13 protein-coding genes are annotated in these 19,679 nt (G+C 35.5%); 6 read left to right on the forward strand and 7 right to left on the reverse strand.

The window, feature by feature from the left end; genetic code table 11:
* From B371_RS22970 to galE, 4 genes are all read left to right on the forward strand, one after another.
* Nucleotides 1–452, forward strand: a 452-nt coding sequence (locus B371_RS22970; RefSeq protein ID WP_237721544.1) for a transposase, incomplete at its 5' end; no start/stop codon positions are given.
* A gap of 185 nt (nt 453–637) precedes the next feature.
* Nucleotides 638–2,056 carry an oligosaccharide flippase family protein gene (locus tag B371_RS0114605; RefSeq protein ID WP_019415053.1) on the forward strand — a complete coding sequence of 473 codons (1,419 nt, stop codon included), beginning with the start codon at nt 638–640 and terminating at the stop codon, nt 2,054–2,056.
* Between the two features lie 739 nt (nt 2,057–2,795).
* Nucleotides 2,796–3,041 carry a hypothetical protein gene (locus B371_RS0114610; protein ID WP_019415054.1) on the forward strand — a complete coding sequence of 82 codons (246 nt, stop codon included), beginning with the start codon at nt 2,796–2,798 and terminating at the stop codon, nt 3,039–3,041.
* 375 nt (nt 3,042–3,416) lie between these two features.
* The gene (gene galE, locus B371_RS0114615; protein WP_019415055.1) at nt 3,417–4,412 is read left to right on the forward strand and encodes a UDP-glucose 4-epimerase GalE; all 996 of its coding nucleotides are present in this window, start codon (nt 3,417–3,419) and stop codon (nt 4,410–4,412) included.
* A gap of 639 nt (nt 4,413–5,051) precedes the next feature.
* Here the strand turns inward: galE and B371_RS0114625 are convergent.
* The 4 genes from B371_RS0114625 to B371_RS0114645 form a co-directional block, all read right to left on the reverse strand.
* Complete coding sequence (locus tag B371_RS0114625; protein WP_019415057.1) at nt 5,052–5,732, reverse strand: hypothetical protein; 681 nt, start codon at nt 5,730–5,732, stop codon at nt 5,052–5,054.
* Nucleotides 5,733–7,012: 1,280 nt separating this feature from the next.
* The gene (locus B371_RS0114635) at nt 7,013–7,480 is read right to left on the reverse strand and encodes a DUF6516 family protein (protein WP_019415059.1); all 468 of its coding nucleotides are present in this window, start codon (nt 7,478–7,480) and stop codon (nt 7,013–7,015) included.
* Nucleotides 7,481–8,218 carry a hypothetical protein gene (locus tag B371_RS0114640; protein ID WP_019415060.1) on the reverse strand — a complete coding sequence of 246 codons (738 nt, stop codon included), beginning with the start codon at nt 8,216–8,218 and terminating at the stop codon, nt 7,481–7,483.
* Between the two features lie 2,670 nt (nt 8,219–10,888).
* Entirely contained in the window at nt 10,889–11,620 is a 732-nt protein-coding gene (locus tag B371_RS0114645) for a hypothetical protein (RefSeq protein ID WP_019415061.1), read from the reverse strand.
* Between the two features lie 389 nt (nt 11,621–12,009).
* Between B371_RS0114645 and B371_RS22465 the strand changes: the two genes are divergently transcribed.
* Nucleotides 12,010–15,369, forward strand: coding sequence for a cell wall-binding repeat-containing protein (locus B371_RS22465; protein WP_019415063.1), 3,360 nt, complete (start codon nt 12,010–12,012; stop codon nt 15,367–15,369).
* 394 nt (nt 15,370–15,763) lie between these two features.
* Here B371_RS22465 and B371_RS0114660 read toward each other — a convergent pair whose 3' ends face one another.
* The 3 genes from B371_RS0114660 to B371_RS22475 are packed head-to-tail and all read right to left on the reverse strand — an operon-like array spanning nt 15,764 to nt 17,886.
* Nucleotides 15,764–16,369 (reverse strand): transposase, encoded by a 606-nt coding sequence (locus B371_RS0114660; RefSeq protein ID WP_026023082.1) that lies wholly within the window; start codon nt 16,367–16,369, stop codon nt 15,764–15,766.
* Between the two features lie 14 nt (nt 16,370–16,383).
* The gene (locus tag B371_RS22470; RefSeq protein ID WP_255348668.1) at nt 16,384–17,283 is read right to left on the reverse strand and encodes an ATP-binding protein; all 900 of its coding nucleotides are present in this window, start codon (nt 17,281–17,283) and stop codon (nt 16,384–16,386) included.
* 6 nt (nt 17,284–17,289) lie between these two features.
* On the reverse strand, nt 17,290–17,886 hold the full coding sequence (locus tag B371_RS22475; protein ID WP_019415066.1) for a magnesium chelatase domain-containing protein: 597 nt from the start codon (nt 17,884–17,886) through the stop codon (nt 17,290–17,292).
* Nucleotides 17,887–18,456: 570 nt separating this feature from the next.
* Between B371_RS22475 and B371_RS0114670 the strand changes: the two genes are divergently transcribed.
* On the forward strand, nt 18,457–19,191 hold the full coding sequence (locus B371_RS0114670) for a plasmid pRiA4b ORF-3 family protein (protein WP_019415067.1): 735 nt from the start codon (nt 18,457–18,459) through the stop codon (nt 19,189–19,191).
* Nucleotides 19,192–19,679 lie beyond the last annotated feature (488 nt).

Consider the following 19,679-nt stretch of genomic DNA (forward strand, 5'->3'; position numbering starts at 1 on the left):
CTATCGGATTTGATCGGCATTTTACGCCGACTTGTGTACGGGAGCATTCCTATCGGTACGATAGCTACGATTCCAAGCACGAAACACTAAAATATACACGCCCTCGCGAATGTGCGAATTGTCCGTTAGCTCACGACAGCTTGTGTCAGAAAGTGTACAAGATGAAAATCACGAAGGATCTTCGAATATATACAGCACCGGCAAGAGGTTCGCTTAAATGGAAATTGCTCTATAAGGAACGAAGTTCCGTTGAACGTGTGAATGCCTATTTAAAAGGATATTTTCTTTTGAACCAGATTTACCATCGTACGGGTAAGAAAGCCAAAATGCATGTTGATTTGGTTCATATTGCTTACAATGCTTCCAAACTAGCAATCGATCGACAATCATCCACGATTCTGTTCTTCTATGATTTTTTAAAAATACGTATTATGAAATCGATTCATCTATAAAAAATTATTTATAAAATTACTAGAGATATTAACATGGTAACGGTCGAACTGTCACTAAAATTTAAAATCTACATAAGAAATAGTTGTATATCTTATAGATCATAAAGATACTACGTATAGAAATGGGAGCAGTTAAATAAAAAAGTAGCAAAAATAATATGGAGAATTTTTAATGGAGTAAAAAGATGAATAATAAAGCAGTAAGTTTAATTAAAAATTTTTCGTATACTTTTACATCGAACTTAATTTCAATGATAGTGTCAGTATTAATTATTTTAATATTGCCCAAAGTATTAGGCTTAGAGGAATATGGTTATTTCCAGCTGTTTATTTTTTATGCCTCTTATGTTGGTATTTTTCATTTTGGATGGAGTGACGGTATTTACTTAAGGTATGGAGGATTACATTATAAAGAGTTAAATAGCAAATTATTTACCAATCAATTTGTTATGTTGGTTTTATTTCAGGCATTAATTTCGCTTATTATTGTAATTACATCGAACTTATTAATTGACGATGATAAAAGACTATTTATTATATATATGATTTCATTATTATTAGTAATTGTTAATTCTCGATATATGATTATACATATTCTTCAGGCTACAAATCGGATAAAAGAATTCGCAAAAATTACTCTATTAGAAAAAATTATCTTCATCATTTTGATTCTTTCTTTCATTATGCTAGATAAAATAGATTTTAAATTTTTTATTATTGCTGATGTTATTGGGAAAGTAGTTTCATTGCTTATAGGAATATACTATTGCAAAGAAATTTTATTTTATAAAAACAAAAAAAGCCACTTTAATTTCTACGAAACATTTCAAAACATAAATGCAGGATATAAGTTAATGCTCGCTAATATTACGGGAATGCTAATACTAGGAGTTGTACGTTTTGGAATTGAAAGATCTTGGGACATAGCTACTTTTGGAAAGGTATCACTCACTTTAAGTATCTCTAGTTTTTTGATGATTTTTGTTAGTGCGATAGGAGTTGTGATATTTCCAATTCTAAAGAGGATTAATGATGATGAATTATTAGACGTATATAATATGATAAGACATTTTTTAGGTGCTTCTTTATTATTAATTTTAATAATTTTCTTTCCCCTTAAAACGGGTTTGTTGTATTGGTTGCCTGACTATAAAGAGAGCCTGATTTATATGGCGTTAATATTTCCAATGATAATTTTTGAGGGAAAGACAGTCTTGTTAACAAATACTTATCTTAAAGTACTTAGAAAAGAGAAAATAATGTTAATTGTTAATCTTTTGTCATTGTTATTAAGTATATTATTGACTGTATTGTTTACTATCTTTTTCAAAAATTTAGAATTATCTATTCTAGCTTTTTTGGTTGTAATAGCTTTTAAATCTATTTTGGCGGAAATTTTGTTAGTAAGGTACTTGAAAACGAAAGTTAGTAAAGATATTTTATTAGAAGTTCTGATTACAATTTCATTTATCATTTTTAGTTGGTATTTGGATACATCAATAGCTTTTGCATTTTATTTTCTTGTTTATTTAACGTATCTGCTAATTAAAAGAAAAGAGCTATATCAAAGTTTTAATGAAATTAAAAGAATTATTGAAAAGTGAAATTTTATAATATATTTTTTAAAAACATAAGGCTACACTTATCAATAGAGAACGATTTAAATAAGAACCACGGAAACTTTGAAAAACGCGCCCTGTAGTCTAGCCCCCAATTTTCGGACAGTGTAGAAATGTGCATTAGCTAGCTACTTTTTTTGATTTTAAATAAGAAATCGGCGACAAATAACCCAATCTCTTTAATTAAAATCGGGTACCTGTGTGAAAAACTATTCAGATTATAAACTACAATTGCATAAAAAATTACTGAAAAGCTGAAGACAATGGGTTTTTAAAAATTGATTCCTCATAAACTTTCATTTCCGTGAATTGTCATAAATGCAAGGGTGCCATGTGAATTTTGTTGTGAAATTATGATAAAAAAACATATTCCTTATTAATTTTATGAAAAAAAACGATTGATTTGTCTAGAAAATCCGTACAATTTAAGTGTGGGTGGCACCTTTATATTGCGACCGTCAGGTTGTCATGCAAAATTGGATAGAAAATTCAAGAGCGGCTGAAATTGCATCTTCAGCCACTTCCTTTTTGAAAAGGTAGTTTATTCTTCTTTCCTTTCCCAAAAGGATCTTAATAGAAAAACCGGTATATTCCTCAATTTAATTTGCAGAAATTCCTTACATATTATATTGCAATGGTTTAAGCTAAAAGAAGAGTATTTATGTAAACATTAGCCAATAATGTGTTGTCATCAAATTCATTTAGCTAAGGATAGGGACCAATAATGAAAATGATGATTCATGTGATCATGGGGTATAATGAAGTTTCAATAGGTGTCGCAAAATATCTGCTGCACCGCAATGAGGTTGTCTATATAACCGATTGCAAAGTGAAAGGAGTGCACAAGCAAAAGGATTTTGCCTTTGTGGATCGAGCATTTGTAGATGCACTTGATACCAGCCTATTCAAGGTATATGTGTATGAACCTCCTTATAAAAGGGCACGGCTTTTGAGTGGCGAGAATGATTGATTGGAAGTGTGAAAACGCGAATATTGGTGGGAGCAATTCGTTGTAAGCAGGATCTCACATATGCAAACCGGCCCTATCTGGTCAGAAACTATTCTAAATAATTCTGACATTTGACTACAATTCACTTTCTGATGTCCTCATGGCAATATGAATTTATCTAAGAACTTCGTAAGTGATGAGTGTTAGTGTAACTACAACTAAAATTATGTAAACCGGATTGTCGGAGGCTATGCCGAAGCTGAGAACTTGGCATAATAGATTTCATAATTAAGATTCAATGCCCATAGTAATGGGGGAATTACATGTTAGTTTGGTGGATTGGGTGCTATCATGTAAGGTTGATGCAAATATAAACGGAAAGGGAGTGAATAGATTATGAACATATTAGTAACAGGAGGAGCTGGATATATAGGCTCACACACTTGTGTTGCTTTACTTGAAGCAGGGTATTCAGTAATTGTTGCTGATAATCTTTGCAACAGTAAAGTTGAAACGATTGATAAAGTAAAGCAAATAACAAAGAAAGATATACTCTTCTATCAGATAGATGTGACTGAAGAAGATGCAGTGGACAAAATATTTTCTAATCATGATATAAATGGTGTTATTCATTTTGCTGGTCTTAAGGCGGTAGGTGAGTCAATTGAAAAGCCATTAACTTATTATTACAACAACCTCGTCAGCACAATGGTTCTTGCCAAGGCTTGTCAGAAACATAATGTGAAACGATTGGTCTTTAGTTCATCGGCAACCGTATATGGAGACAATATAGTTCCATTTGTAGAGACTATGAATCTCTTACCGACGACTAATCCTTATGGTGAAACAAAAGCTATGAGTGAGCGGATATTAACTGATATTGCAAAAGCGAATCCGGCTTTCTCTGTATCATTACTTAGATATTTCAATCCAGTTGGGGCTCATGAAAGCGGATTGATTGGAGAAGCACCAAATGGAATTCCAAATAACCTGATGCCATATGTAACGCAAGTGGCTAAAGGTAAACGAGAGAAATTAAGCGTATTTGGAAATGACTATCCAACAGTGGATGGCACAGGGGTTCGCGACTATATCCATGTGGTGGATTTGGCAGTGGGACATGTAGCAGCATTGGATAACATCACGGAGGGTGTCCATGTCTATAACTTGGGAACTGGACAAGGTACAAGTGTATTAGAGTTAATACAGGCATTTGAAGATGCAAATAGTGTTGAGGTATCTTATGAAGTTGTGAATCGCAGGCCAGGGGACATTGCTTCATGCTATGCTGATGCTTCAAAAGCTGAGCGAGAACTGGGATGGACAGCTAAACGTGATATTCTTGCTATGTGTAGGGATGCTTGGCGGTTTGAGAAGAATTATGAAGAATAAAAGAATTAGTAGGTTAAAGGAATAACATCCCTACATGGACAGATTCTATTCCTTAAAAGGCATTTAATGGATCCAATGTATTAAAAGAAAAAGGAGTGAAAAGATGGCAATTATTCAAAATGAGTATGAAGAGAGAGTAATTAAAAAAACGGGTACCTGTGCAAAAAACTATTCAATTAATTCACTAGATATGCAGAATTAATTTACTAAAATCCGAGTGAAATAGGTTTTAATAAAGTAATTCTTCATAAACAATCATTTTCGTGAATTTATAAATATTTAGTGGTGCCACCCACAACTATTTATTGGGAATATTCAGTTTAAAAAGCATCGAGTTTTTCTATTATTTTCTAATTATTGTTCAATTTATTCAGAAAACCGACCAAGGGTGGCACCTTTTTTGGAGACCGTTTAAAATCGGGTACCTGTGTAAAAAACTAAGTCATGGATATCAAAAAAAACAGTTACTCCGGTAAGAGTCTAGTGGTTTGATTGCTGATGAAAAATTGGGGTATTTACTCGAGCGAATTTGCTTCATCTGTATTGGACATCAACAGCAGCTGAAATTGCATGTTCCGCTTGTTCTGTTTATTTGGTCGAAGCTACTGTATCTGCTCCTACAAATAAAACAAATGATATTCAATGAGTATAAGCAAGGCCACAAGAACAGCGATTTGTTCCGAATAACAGATGATAAGAGGAAGGGAATTTCTGATTAACTCGCTGCACTTCAATTGTAAACTCTTCGTTGTCTTTTGGTACTTGTGATAGCATGTTTGCTTTTTCTTGCGTATCAATATGAGCTCCTGGTGGTACGAATCGATTTGGCGCAATTCTTACCCCGTTGGTAATGATGGCATCGTACGATATAAATGTGCCTTCTTCCACAATGGCATCATAAACCATGGCCCTAAATCCAACAAATACGTGATTTCCTATGAAACAAGGCCCATGGACAAGTGCATCATGTGCAATCGTCACTTCATTTCCAATACATATCGAATAGCTTCGATCACCGACCCCAATTTTTTTATTTAATAAACCATGTAATATGACACCATCTTGTATATTAGAATTTGAACCAATATAAAATGGTGTGCCTTCATCTGCACGGATACTAACATTTGAAGCAATAAAGACGTTATCGCAAATTTCAACATCTCCGATGACGCTGGAAAATGGGCTAATGAGGGCTGTGTCATCAATAATTGGATATCGTTGAACAGGATTAAAAGAAGTTATCGGATTGGGACTAATAAATGGTTTGAAACAAGTAGAAGACTCATTTGAGAATGGATGGGAATCGCTATTATCTCTCAATTAAACACCGCTTTCACATGTGGATTTCTAGTTATCATATGTGAAAGTCAATGATTGAATAGGGTACCTGTGTTAAAAACTATAATTATTCATACAATTGCATGGGGTTAAGGAGACCGTTAGGTTTGAACTGAATTATATAGGAATCCAGCATCGGCCGAAATTGCATCTTCGGCCGCTTAGTTTTCGTGGATGAAATTAGCCTATTATTCTTTCTTGAATTTTTAGAAACTGCTAATGATGCAAAGATAACGATTGAGGTAAAGTGACCGCAGGATTTGGGGGACGCACGAATACATGAAATTTGAATTGAAAAGATGAAATAGTCAATCAGATGGATAGTCTATTTGTAAGGTGGTATATTAAAATATACTAAATAAAAATTCGCGTCCCAGGGATGAAAACAATTCTACAGAATTCTGACAATTGACTACAATTCAAGATAGGGATGCATGTATTCTTTGTCGGCGTGTCCCTGGGGCAGCCACAAATTGAGGAACATTTGAGTCTGACCCAGGGACAGCACTCGAGCGAAGTTGTTGTATGCGAACACATATGACGGAGAATAATGAAATTAATAGACTCTCGGAGTTTCTAGGGTGAAATCAACGCATTTTCCAAAAATTCACTGGAAATTGAGCATTTTGAAGAAGTGGATCTTCGTTTTCAAAACATTTTCAAAAAAGGGCATGCCAAAGAAGCGTCACGTATTTGTTTTTTTATAAATGGCTTAATTAAATTCGCGTCCCAGGGATGGAAACAATTCCAACACAATTCTGACAATTAACTACAATTCAAGATGGGACGCATGTATTTTTTGTCGGCGTGTCCCAGGGGCAGCCACAAATTGAGGAGCATTTGAGTCTAACCCTGGGACAGCACTCGAGCGAAGTTGTTGTATGCGAATACTTCTGATGGAGAATAGAAAATTCGCGTCCCAGGGACGGACACAATTCATTTTCATATTTGTTTCGGATACAGGGGTATGTTTAACTTTTTCAATATTCATATTTTGATTTAAAGTTAATTTTTGAGTGTCATAATTTGAAGTAGACGGAAATCTCCAAACAAAATCTCCAAACAAATGCCTTATATGAATCCGGAAAAAAGATATAGATTTTTTCTAAACATAGAAATATCAATAAATAATAAAGTTAATTGGATAAAAATAACTATTTATAACTAAGCGTCTTAGATTTATTTCTTTTTGTTTAATAAGGTTTTTAGTTTTTAACTCTACAAAAATAAAAGATCACAAATAATCGGTACTGATCTTCACTTTAAAACTTATGTAATTGGTCGTAAGTTAAGCCACCAACAATGTAATTTTTTAAAATCTCAACTACCGTTTCTAAATCCTGAACATTGGTATGTTTACGTTGAGCAGGCTGATGTGGAAACTGATGATGATGGTATGGATCTGGCTCAAACATTGGTGGCCCTGAATGATCTTCATTTCCAAATGCAGTTAAGTGCCTTTCTTGCTTACTTCGTTTCTTTACTCTTTGGGAGAGTTCCCAACCATAATGATATGACTCGATGTTTCCCTTATCATCTACTGTCTCTGAAATATTTAATATAGTTTCTCCGTATTCTGGGTGGTCATTTAACGGAAGTGTTGCTACGACTTTACTGATACCTTTGGCTTTGTTTTTTACCATTTCGGGTTTTTTTGTGTTAAATAAATCTTGATTTTCTTCGAATAAACGCTGAATCTCGTCAATTCTATGCTGTTGATAAACACTCACTTAACGATCCTTCCCCCGAATCTTTTCAAGATCCTTTAATAAATCTCGCCAATCTTTATAATCATCCGGTTCTTCTAAGTCGTAAATATTCGCTTCTCCGCTAATGATATCTGCAAATACCTTTTTGAACAATCCACCATACTGCTTTTCGTATTCTTTTATTTGTTCTTCAATTTCTCTAATAAGGTCTACTACACTTTGATTTCGTAGTTTGAATTTTTCTTGTAAGGATTGAATACGTAACACCCAAACGCCATCTTTCCAATAAAGTGCATTATGCTTTGGATAGCATTTATGGCCTAGCCCTTCTACCTTTTCCATACCATTCTCAACAAATCGCATAATTGTAGCGCGGGATACTTTGATTTCACTTCTAATAGTACTGCTTGAAACTAGGTAATTGCTACGATAATAAAATAATAGTCGACCTCTTTCAGTAATCTCAAAAAATAACTTCTCTAGATAATATTTTGCAATTGCAAAACCCTTAACTGTTTCATCGCCTGAAATAGCTATATTTATTTGTTCAATAATCTCTTTTCCTGCAACATTTTCTTCAACAAAAACTGTATCTTCACTAGGAGAAATACCAATTACAAAACGTGTGAACTTTGTCTGAATCGTATAAGCATAGACAGAAAACTTCCCTACATTGTCGAGGTCTTCATAGTTTTTTGACATATCCGCAATCATCACTCCAACTGAATGCTTTGTACCATTGGTTTCTAGAACGACCATTGATTATCCCTCCTTTCCTCTAGAATACCATAAGATGAAACAAAAAAGCATTTTTGTTTCATCTTATGCAAAAAAATCAGAAATAATACTTACTTTCATAAAAAAAATGACCATCGTTAAAGACAGTAGTCCTATGCTCCCTCAATAACCGTTCTCTAATTCTGTAAATAATTCATTTTTAGCATTTATCCTGTCCTAATTAAAGTACAATTCTCGCAAACTTAACGGCAATTTTATTAGAATCATTTTAAGAATACCATTATCTATCAGTAAGAAAATATCTTATAAAAATTATTATCCAGAAACTCTGACATTTTAATTGCATGAAATGACCAAGCTTCTTCATTCGACAGTGTGAATATATGATTTTAAAAACAGGTACCTATTAGGTTAAATTTAATAATTTGCGTCCCGGGGACGGAAACAATTCAAAAATACTTCCGACAATTAACTATAATTAAGTTAAGCTTGCATGAATTCTTTTAATTTTTCGCGTCCCACGGACGGAAACAATTATTGAAAGATACTAGGATCAATATGGAAACTAGAGAATCGAACTAAAAATTTATACTGGGAAACAATCTATTTCTCATCTGGTTCTATTTTAAACGGAGCAACTGAAAAATATTTTTCCTCGTAGTGTCCAACATTTAATCGCGTCCCAGGGACGGAAACAATTCAAATGACATGATGGCTTGGCGGTTGAGGAAGAAGGGCAAGCCTCGCAAACGTAAGAAAAAGTAAATAGTGGTAGTCAAGAATCCCACCGACCAAGCGTATTGTTTTTTATAAGCCGCTTGGTGGGTTGTGTAATTATAGATTAATATTTATATAGATTCTTGTAATAGGACAAACTACATAATGAATACCTATTAATTGTAGAAAACGGGTACCTGTGTAAAAAAACTATTCAATTAATTCACTAAAAATGCATAATTTAATTACTGAATGCTATGAAAGCTAGTTTTTATTAAAATTATTTCTTATAAAATATCATTTTTATGAATTATCATAAAATTAGTGGTGCCACCCACAGTGATTTATTGGAAATATTTAGCTAGAAAAGCATTGATTTTATCAATTATTTTCTATTTATCCCCCGATTTGATCACAAAATCGAATGTGGGTGGCACCTTATTTAGTTCTTTCAAACGTCAGGTTACCACTCGAATCTGTATACCAAAACTAATCGGCGTCCGAAAATACATCTTCGGACGTTTTTTTATGTAAAGGATCTCAATAATCATTGAACCTGTGACCTGTGATATTCAACGTAAACATAAAGTTGGCCAAACGTAAAAAATTGGGTACCTGTGTAAAAAACTAATCAGTTTATTCGCTAAAAATGCAGAATTAATTTACTGAATGCTGTGAAAGATGGTTTTCATTAAAATGGTTCCTTATAAAGTCTCATTTTTATGAATTTCCATAAAATTAGTGGTGCCACCCACAGTGATTTATTGGGAATATTTAGTTAGAAAAGCATTGATTTTATCAATTATTTTCTATTTATCCCCCGAATTGATCACAAAATCCAACGTGGGTGGCACCTTATTTAGTTCTTTCAAACGTCAGGTTGAAAAATCGGGTACCTGTGAAAAATCGGGTACCTGTGCAAAAAACTATTCAATTAATTCACTAGATATGCAGAATTAATTTACTAAAAGCCGATTGAAATGGGTTTTAATAAATTAATTCTTCATAAACAATCGCTTTCGTGAATTTATAAATATTTAGTGGTGCCACCCACAGCTATCTATTGGGAATATTTAGTTTAAAAAGTATCGAGTTTTTCTATTATTTTCTAATTATTGTTCAATTTAATCAGAAAACTGACCAAGGGTGGCACCTTTTTTGGAGACCGTTAGGTTTCCACTGAATTATATAGGAATCCAGCAGCGGCCGAAATTGCATCTTCGGCCGCTCATTGAAAACGGGTACCTGTGTAAAAAACTATTCAATTAATTCACTAAAAATGCAGAATTAAATTACTGAATACTGTGATAGGTAGTTTTCATTATATTGTATCCTTATAAAATATCATTTTCATGAATTTTCATGAAATTAGTGGTGCCACCCACAGTGAAAAGAACAGTTTTGGTTAGAAAAGATCAACGAATATCGCGAGAGTTAATAGAATCGGGTACCTGCGTAAAAAACTATTCAAATTATTCACTACAATTGCATTGATGAAATCCGAAAAGCTTTAGGAAATCGTTTTCAAATGATTGATGTTGCATAAATTATCAAACATGTAAATTTTCATAATTTAAGTGGTGCCACCCATAACAATTTAATCCAGCATTTTTGATAAGCAATTTTGAAGTGTATCAATTTTTTGATCTACTTCTACAAAAATTCACTAGAAAGTGCAACCTTATTTAGCCTGGGTGGCACCTGGAAACGTTCGGTCACCAATGACACGTCCGCAAGCTACGGCACATCTTTGATTGAACGCTCCTAAAATGGCAGCCCATATCAACAAATCGTCTTTGATGATATGGGGAGAGATTTCTTACTACGAAATCTAGATAACTTGCTGAAAGGTTAAGGTTCCAAAATCGGGTGCTGAGTAAAAACGGTTCAAATTATTTACTACATATGAATGGGTGAAATCCGCAAAGCTATAGGGAATGGCTATAAAAGGAAAGATAATGGACTTTGATATTCCTACCACCCATAGTCATCCGGATATTTTTCGATTGGTCGGATTTCATCAGGATGGACACCGTTTTCGCGAGCAACTGTATGAATTTCATGGAACACCTGGATGTAACGATGATCTTTTTCAACTAGACGTTTAGCAAAGATGCTGATATTCTTTTCACGCTTTTCCCGGTCCATGTGAATGAACTTAATATTGAGCATGTCCACGTACTGCGTCATGTAGCCTTCGTACTTTATGAGGTCCCAACTATTTGATCGCATAAAGTACTTCTTAAGTTGTGCAAACTTTTTTTCGGACAACGTATCTTCGAGACAAGTGGCAAAAGCCGATTGGAATTTTCGTACGGCCATACTGTTTGAATTCCAAGCATGTGTTTTGTTGTTACGTTCAAATAGATGAATAAAATAGTTTAGTGCATAGGAAACGAACATCATTTCCGGCAACAGTACTTCAAATGTCAAATAGATGTTCATTTCAGAACCTGTAATCGACAAATAGCGCATTCCATCTCGATCTAATCCGTTCGGTACATGCTTTGCACCACGGTTTCCCATAATGGCATGGCGAATGTCATAGCAAACGCCTAGGATGCGAATCCTCACAGCATCATAGTTTGGGTATTCACCTTCTTCGCCAACAATCGTATGAAGCGCATCATAAAGTTCCTGAAAGTCATGGACATCCCCTGATACCGTTACCCCGGTGAGATGTTGCGTGGGTTGTATACTGATCATTGTTGTTGCCCCTCTTCAAGTAAGTTCTTTGTAGCTAGTATATCACTTACTGAGTATGGATTTCGTTTATGGGTTCCTTTCAAGACTGTGGACCTAAAGCGAACCGCAAAATGGGCAACATTTGAATCTGAAAAAGGAAACATGAGCTGGCTTTCTTCTACATTCGTAGTTTACGGGTGAGTTGAATTGGCTATGTGAAAGATTAACTTCAAGGGTCACAGATAAAAAGATACAAAAAATAGGTATTTCTAACTTATGACTAAATTTATTGACTATTAATTGGAATATTTTATATAAAATTATGAGTTTATTTTCCTATTAGAAGATAGACATATTGTGGGTATTCATCTATAATATAGATTGTTCTTATAATTTAGAGGGGGTTAGTAATGAGAAGTAAAAACTTATTCAAGACTTGTATTCTAACGATTTGCTTTGCTGTTTTCACTTTAATGGGACAGAGTGTTTCCGTTGAAGCTGGTGAGGATGTAAGTGGATATCGGATAGCTGGAGACACTAGATATCACACATCAGTAGAAATATCCAAAAAAGGGTGGAAGAATGGTGCTGCAACAGTTGTCTTAGCTAGAGGCGATGATTATCCTGATGCATTATCAGGTGCTCCTCTTGCCAAGAAGTACAATGCTCCAATATTATTAACTAAAAAAAATAAGTTGAATGAAGAAACAAAGAAAGAAATTGCTAGATTAAAAGCAAATAAAGTAATAATTTTAGGTGGAACAATCGCTATTAGTGAAGAGATAGTTCTTGAACTTAGATCACTAGGAATAGATACAGAAAGAATAAGTGGAGAAAATCGATATGATACATCCATCGAAATAGCAAAAAGATTAGGTGTTCCAAAAAAGGAAGCAATTATCGCAACTGGTGAAAACTTTGCTGATGCTTTAGCTATTGCACCTTACGCAGCAGAAAATCAAATACCAATCATTCTCACAAAATCACGTGCATTACCAGCGAAGACAAAAGATTACTTGAAAGACTTTTCAAGGACCATTATTGTTGGTGGACTATATGCGGTAAGTGAAGAAATAGAAAAACAATTACCTCAGCCTGTTCGACTAAGTGGAGCTTCTAGATACGAGACGGCAGCTGAAATTGTTCGTTTTGGGTATGATGAAAATTCTCATGTATATGTTAGTACTGGAACAGGATTTGCGGATGCATTGACTGGGTCTGCACTTGCTGCCCAAAATAATACAGCAGTTATTCTAGTAAAAAAAGAGGTCTCTGCAAGAGCAGAGTTACTTATTTCTGAGCAAAACATAAAAACGTTTGAAGTTTTTGGAGGTAGTGTAGCTGTTTCAGATTCAACAATTACGGACTTCATTAATAAAATAAATAAATATGCTAGTTCTGTTGGTGGAGCGACACTATCAGACCAAGTGCGAGAAGTAACTGTTGAAGTAGGAAATGAGTTAGAGGCTGCAATGAAAAATGGTAAATATCAAAGCGACGGAACACTTCTAATCGAAGTGCCCAATACGTCTACCTTATCAAAGTATAAAAAGGGTGAATTAATTCTAATTCCGCCAGATACTCAGAACCCTCAAGGAACCATCATGGAATTAGGCACAATCACTGTGAATGGCAATAAAACAAAAATAACTTTAGGACAACCCGCTCTCGAAGACATCTTTAAAAATTTAAGGGTTGATGTAGAGAAAAGTTTAGCTGTAAGTGATATTATTTCCATGGATTTAAAAGATGGAGTTAAACTTGTAACCCCTGATGGTTCAACCGTAAGTGATATAAGCGAGCTGAAATCATCGCTGAATATGAATCAACTAAATGATGCTTATAATCCTGATTTCACTGTTAATCCTGTACCAATAAAATTTGATATGAATGCCTTGTTGATGGAAAGTGAAGACGAATCAACCCAGATTATATTAAGTGGATCTTATGAATTAGATGCTTCTAAAGTGAAAGTGGATATTGATAAAACAGAATTTTGGGAAGCAGGATTACTTGAAGCATTCGATTTAGAGTTTAAATCAAAACAAACAACGGATAGTAGTCTTGCCATTAATTGGGAAGGGGAACTATTGAAAAAAATTGAAGAACCAAACCCGAATTTACCATTTGAGATAAATGGTGTTGATCGAAACAATAGAACTACCCTCGCTTCTGTTACCTTTACATTAGGGGCAATTACTTACGGTGAAGAAACTATGAAAAAGGTACCTTTGGGACTCACAATTTTTGTTGTAACGACTATGGATGGAAATATAGAGTTAGAAGGTAAATTAAGTTTTGTAGATGAAAGTAATTTTGATGTAAAGGCTGAGTGGAATAATGAAGATAATAAGTTTATTTATTCATCTGCCCCAGTTACAACAAAATCTACTGCGGAATTAAATGCAAAGGGTCAAGTTAATATTTCACAAGGTGTTGGTCTAGACGTGGGTATTAATATATTCAAAGTAATTCCAGCAGTTATTGAAAATGATTTAGTACAAGAAGTTAGTGTTGAAGGTAATGGAAAAGCGACATGGGATTTAAAATCGGGAAATGCAATACCAGAATTAGAAGGCTGTTTTAAAGCTAATTTTGATGTGGGATTATTTTCAACTTTTAAATCTAGATTATTAATAAGTTCTTTTGGTTCGGAGATGGGCTTTGAGTATGAAGAAGAATTTTTTAACATGGATCTTTACGAAAGTGATGTCGATAAATGTTTTCCTGCTGGAAAAATAAAAGGGTCTGTAAGAGGAGCAGTAACAAAAGAAAAATTAGCTGATGTCAAAATTGTTGCTTATATGGATGGAGAATTTTATCGTTCTTCTATATCAGATGCTAATGGAGACTATGAAATTGAACTAGCACCAGGAACTTATAAGCTAGAATTTTCTAAATTACATTACGAAAACGAAGTTATAAATAATTCAGAAATCTCTACTGACGAGATGACATACAACCCAGAGTTAAAACTGATTCATCAGGATAACTTGGGTGATGGAACTGTCGAGGGAACGATAAAAAATGCTTTAAATGGATTACCTGTACCTGAATCTGTGATCGAGATAAGAAAAGGAATGAATACTACGATAGGATCAATCGTGAAAACGATAACAACTTCCTCTAATGGGGAATATTCAACCTCTTTACCTGCAGGTAATTATACGGGCGTAATCAAAAAAGAAGGCTATATAGACTCATCTATCAATATTATTAGCATTGGATTAAAGACAATGCCGCTTCAAGATGGGACAATTACGCCAATTATCGACAATGAAGAGTTAAGAATTGTTCTTACTTGGGGTGATTCTCCATCCGATCTTGATTCACATTTATTTGGTAGATACAATGATAGTAGTGTGTATCACATTTATTGGGGCAGTAAACACGCCTATGAAAATAATCAGATAATTGCTATGTTAGATATTGATGATACAGATGATTATGGTCCGGAAACAATAACACTTTTAAAACAAAACCCTGGAAAGTATGAATATTGGGTCCATGATTATTCCAATATGTCTAATACCATTTCAAAAGAACTTTCTAATTCAGATGCGAAGGTAGATATATATCGTGGTAGTTACTTAATAAAATCCTTCTATGTTCCATCAAATAAAACAGGTAATGTTTGGAAGGTTTTCGAACTAAATGGGAACGAAATTGTTCCTATTAATGTTATTACAAATGATGTAACTTATCCAGAGAGTAATTCACCATTGTCAATTAAACAAGAAGAGAAGTCTTATTTAAAAGAAGCAATGTAATATGAAAGTTGTAGACCCTATAACTGGTGTATAGGGTCTTTCTTATTATTCAATCTTTGTAAATGTTCTTGGTTATGGAATTTTATCATAACTTTAAATCGCGAGAAAAAAGTTGGAGGGAGTCACAACAATGAATTTAAATTCGCGTCCCAAAATTCGTGTCCCAGGGACGGACGCAATTCAGGCACGATTCTGACAATTAACTACGATTCAATTTAGGATTACATTGTCGGCGTGTCCCAGGGTCAGCCACAAATTGAGGAGCATTTGAGTCTGACCCTGGGACAGCACTCGAGCGAGTTTGTTGTATGCGAACATATCTGACGGAGAATAGGGAAAGAGACGATTCAGTGATTTGCTCACTTGATCGTCTCTTTCGATTTTGAACTGATGATTAGAAATCGGGTATGTCCATGTTCTCCACATGTGGATCTTCCTCAACTGTTTGTCGATAGGTGAGGCAATAGGTACAATAGCCAGCATTCGTATTCTCATAAGGAGGTGGTAGCAAATCTTTCAAGAGTTCCAGGTTCAAAAAGGATGGAGCTGGTTGAGATTCATTCCAATAAAGAGGAAATGAGCTGTAAGGATAATCTTCAAGATTCGCGACCATAGGTACTACCGTGTCAATCGGATTACGATGGATGTAACTACTAACTATTAATAAGCCCAAGCTGCTATCTACTTCATTTGCATAGTACCGTTTTTGATAAATCTGACCGATATGACCATATCGCTTGGAATAGGATGTACTATAACGCTTGTTGACCAGACCCATAATTTTATCCAATGGATCCTGTATAGGCTTGATTAGTATGTGATAATGATTCGTCATGAAGCAAAAGGCGAGAATTGTAAATGGATATTTACTGTTGACATGTTTGAAGGCTCGCATGAGTTCAAACATGTCTTCTTGTGTTTTAAAAATGTTTTGGCGATTGTTGCCGCGCATAATGACATGGTAATATGAGTTTGGATTTAATTTCCTCTTTTTTGTCATCTATTTGATTAAATTCATCTCATGATGGAGGCTTGCACGAGCGATGCCTTGATTTTCCACTGTAATGCTTCTTCAATCGCAGCGTCAGAGACATATTCATCGCCATTCACATCGGATATTGTGCGAGCGAGTCGTAAAATTTTCATGGTTGACCGACTACTTAGTTTCTCCTTAAAACAAACAGCTGCGACTCTAGTCAATTGATCTTCAGTAAAATGAACTTTTTCTTCAAATAATTTAATGGGAACAATTGTATTTGTGTAATTGGCATTGTATCTTATGCGTTGTAATTTTCTCGCAGCCGTTACCTTTTTTCTAATGTTATCCGATGTTTCGCCCATTGCTTGATTTAGAACACCCTGACTTTTCATCTCTAATACAAAATCAATGCGATCAATAATGGGGCCAGTGATTTTCATCATATATTTCAAGCGAACCTTGTCGCTACATGAACAATATTTTTCGTTTGATCCATAATAACCGCAAGGGCATGGATTGGTAGCCGCAATTAAGTTGATGGCTGCAGGAAAACGGTCGGAACCTTCGACACGGTTAACTACCGCAAACCCTGTTTCAAGTGGTTGGCGTAATGTATCAATGACGCGTCTAGGGAAATGGCCGAGTTCATCCAGGAATAACACGCCTCTATGTGCTAACGACATTTCACCAGGTTTTGGATAACGGCCACCACCAACGATGGCTCCTTCGGAGGAAGAGTGGTGAGGTCCTCGAAAAGGTGGACGATCTGATAGAGTGCGTGCTTGCTTTGCCATTTGATAAATACTGTATACTTCGAGCACTTCATCATGTGTTAGATTGGGTAATATCGTATGAAACGCATTGGCTAATAAGCTTTTTCCACAACCTGGTGGTCCTGTCATCAAGACGTGATGCCCACCAGCTGCAGCAAGGATTAGCGCTCATTTTGCTTCATCATGTCCGCGGATAGCAGAAAAACAAACGTGCGGAACTTTATCATTCTCTTCAGGAATGGGATAGTGGTCCAATGGAATAAGGATCATTTCATCTTTAAAAAGGGATGGTTTTCCTCGCAAATGGGAGAGTAAGTCTGTCATATGAGATATTGGAATTAGTTCAATATCTGTTGCTTGTGCAAATATTGATAGTTCAATAGGGGGGAGATAAATCTGTTTAAAGCCAAGTAATATCGCTTGGTGGATAGTTGGAATCATGCTGTGAAAAGTAGTCAAATGACCATCCAAAGTTAGTGCGGCAATAATGCATGTTTTGTCGGGAATGGGTACAGGGTTTTTAGACATCGCCTGTAGAACTGCTAGTAACATCGCGGCATCATAAGAGGTGCCTTGTTTCTTAACATCTGCAGGAGACAAGTGTATTGTAATTTTCTTCATATCAATATCTTGATCAAGGGCATGCAAACAATTCAATATTCGTTCTTTCGATTCCTTTATTGAGGCATCTGGGAGTCCGATAATGACACATTGCTCCTTATCGTTCCTCACGGTCGCCTCGACTTTAATAATTTGCCCTTTCATGCCATTCAAACCCACACTTAATACATAAGATGTTATGCTAGTCACCGCTCTCGTTTTTAAAAAGCATACTTCATCAAACCAATGAACGCAAGGGGCTCTAAGAGGGAAGACTTTTCATGTGCTCGAGAGATAATTAATATTTGAGCTCTTATTTGTTGGCGAAATTTAATTTTGGGGATAAAAAGTGATCAAAAGACAGGCAAAATTTAATTTTGTCATTTATAAGATTTCTTATTGTATTACAGATGAAAAGATGCGTCCCAGGGATGAAAACAATTAATCTGACTGATATGACCATATCGCTTGGTATAGGATGTACTATAACGCTTGTTAACCAACGAAGTCTATATAGGCTTGGGTTAAACCTATGTTATAACTGAATATAGAAGCATATTTTTAGTTTATTTTTTCCATTAGTATGTTTAACAGTTCATTATATTATCATAATACATAACTGCTGGCTCGTCCTACTTCATTACGGACTAAGTATCGTATATAATTTATTATATTGTAACGCTCTCCATACTAAGTAAAACAAGATCCTCAAACAGAAAGCAAGGTGATTCAAAGATGAAATCATACATCGTCCGCATAGAACTCGAAGACTCCGATGCGCTGATTTGGCGCAAGGTGATCATGCCGGCAGGGGCCACTTTCAATATGATGCATGACATTGTTCAGCAGGTATCCAATTTTCAGAGCGGCTACCCATCAGAAGGGTATCATCTATTCGAATTTAATTTGGAGGAAGACGGAATCCGGGTGACGAATGATGAAGAAGCCTATGAGGAACATCAACATTTCAAGAAGAATAAAAAAGAGTTTGCGGAGAGACTGGAAAATATGAATCCGGAGTATAGGCAGTTTGAAGAGGCTTATCAGGAGCGGCTGTCGGCGGTTGTGCGGAAGCCTTCAGGCATTAAGATTGATGGATTTTTGGAGAAGCACGGGGAGCTGGTCTACAACTACGATTTTGGAGACGGTTGGCAGTTCCGCATCAAACTGGAAGACATCGTCGAAGATTACTATTTCGGTTTCCCGACGCTGCTGGACGGAGCAGAGACGGCACCACCGGAAGATGTGGGCGGCATTCCGGGATTCTATGAATTCTTGAGAATTTACCGAGATGAAAAGCATCCGGAGCACGAAGAAACAAAAGCGTGGGCGGATAGCCAATATTTTATGGAATACGACGCTGACCAGATTAACAATCGGTTGAAAAGCCGGATGTACAAAAAGACGGAATGGGATAAGATCCATCATGAAAACCACCGGGTGATAGAGGATAAGTACCGGAAGGGTTGACGATAGGATTGCTCTACATTTAAATTGAATTAAAATGTACGTGTAAAACCGCTGCCGGAATTTATTCCGGCAGCGGTTTTTGTTTTAAGCGGAAATCTTATGAGTAGTTTTGTGGATTCTATACAAATACGTATGTGAAATTATGCACTGAAAGATATTTAAAATTCGCGTCCCAGGGACGGACACAATTCCGGTACAATTCTGACAATTAACTACGATTCAATTTAGGATTGCATGAATTTTTGTCGGCGTGTCCCAGGGTCAGCCACAAATTGAGGAGCATTTGAGTCTGACCCTGGGACAGCACTCGAGCGAGTTTTTTGTATGCGGACATATCTGACGGAGAATAAGGAAAGAGACGATTCAGTGATTTGCTCACTTGATCGTCTCTTTCGATTTTAAACTGATGATTAGAAATCGGGTATGTCCAAGTTCTCCATATGTGGATCTTCCTCAATAGGTACAATAGCCAGCATTCGTTTTCTCAT

This window comes from Paenisporosarcina sp. TG20, from assembly GCF_000286315.1.
In the GTDB taxonomy this organism is placed as follows: Bacteria; Bacillota; Bacilli; order Bacillales_A; family Planococcaceae; genus Paenisporosarcina.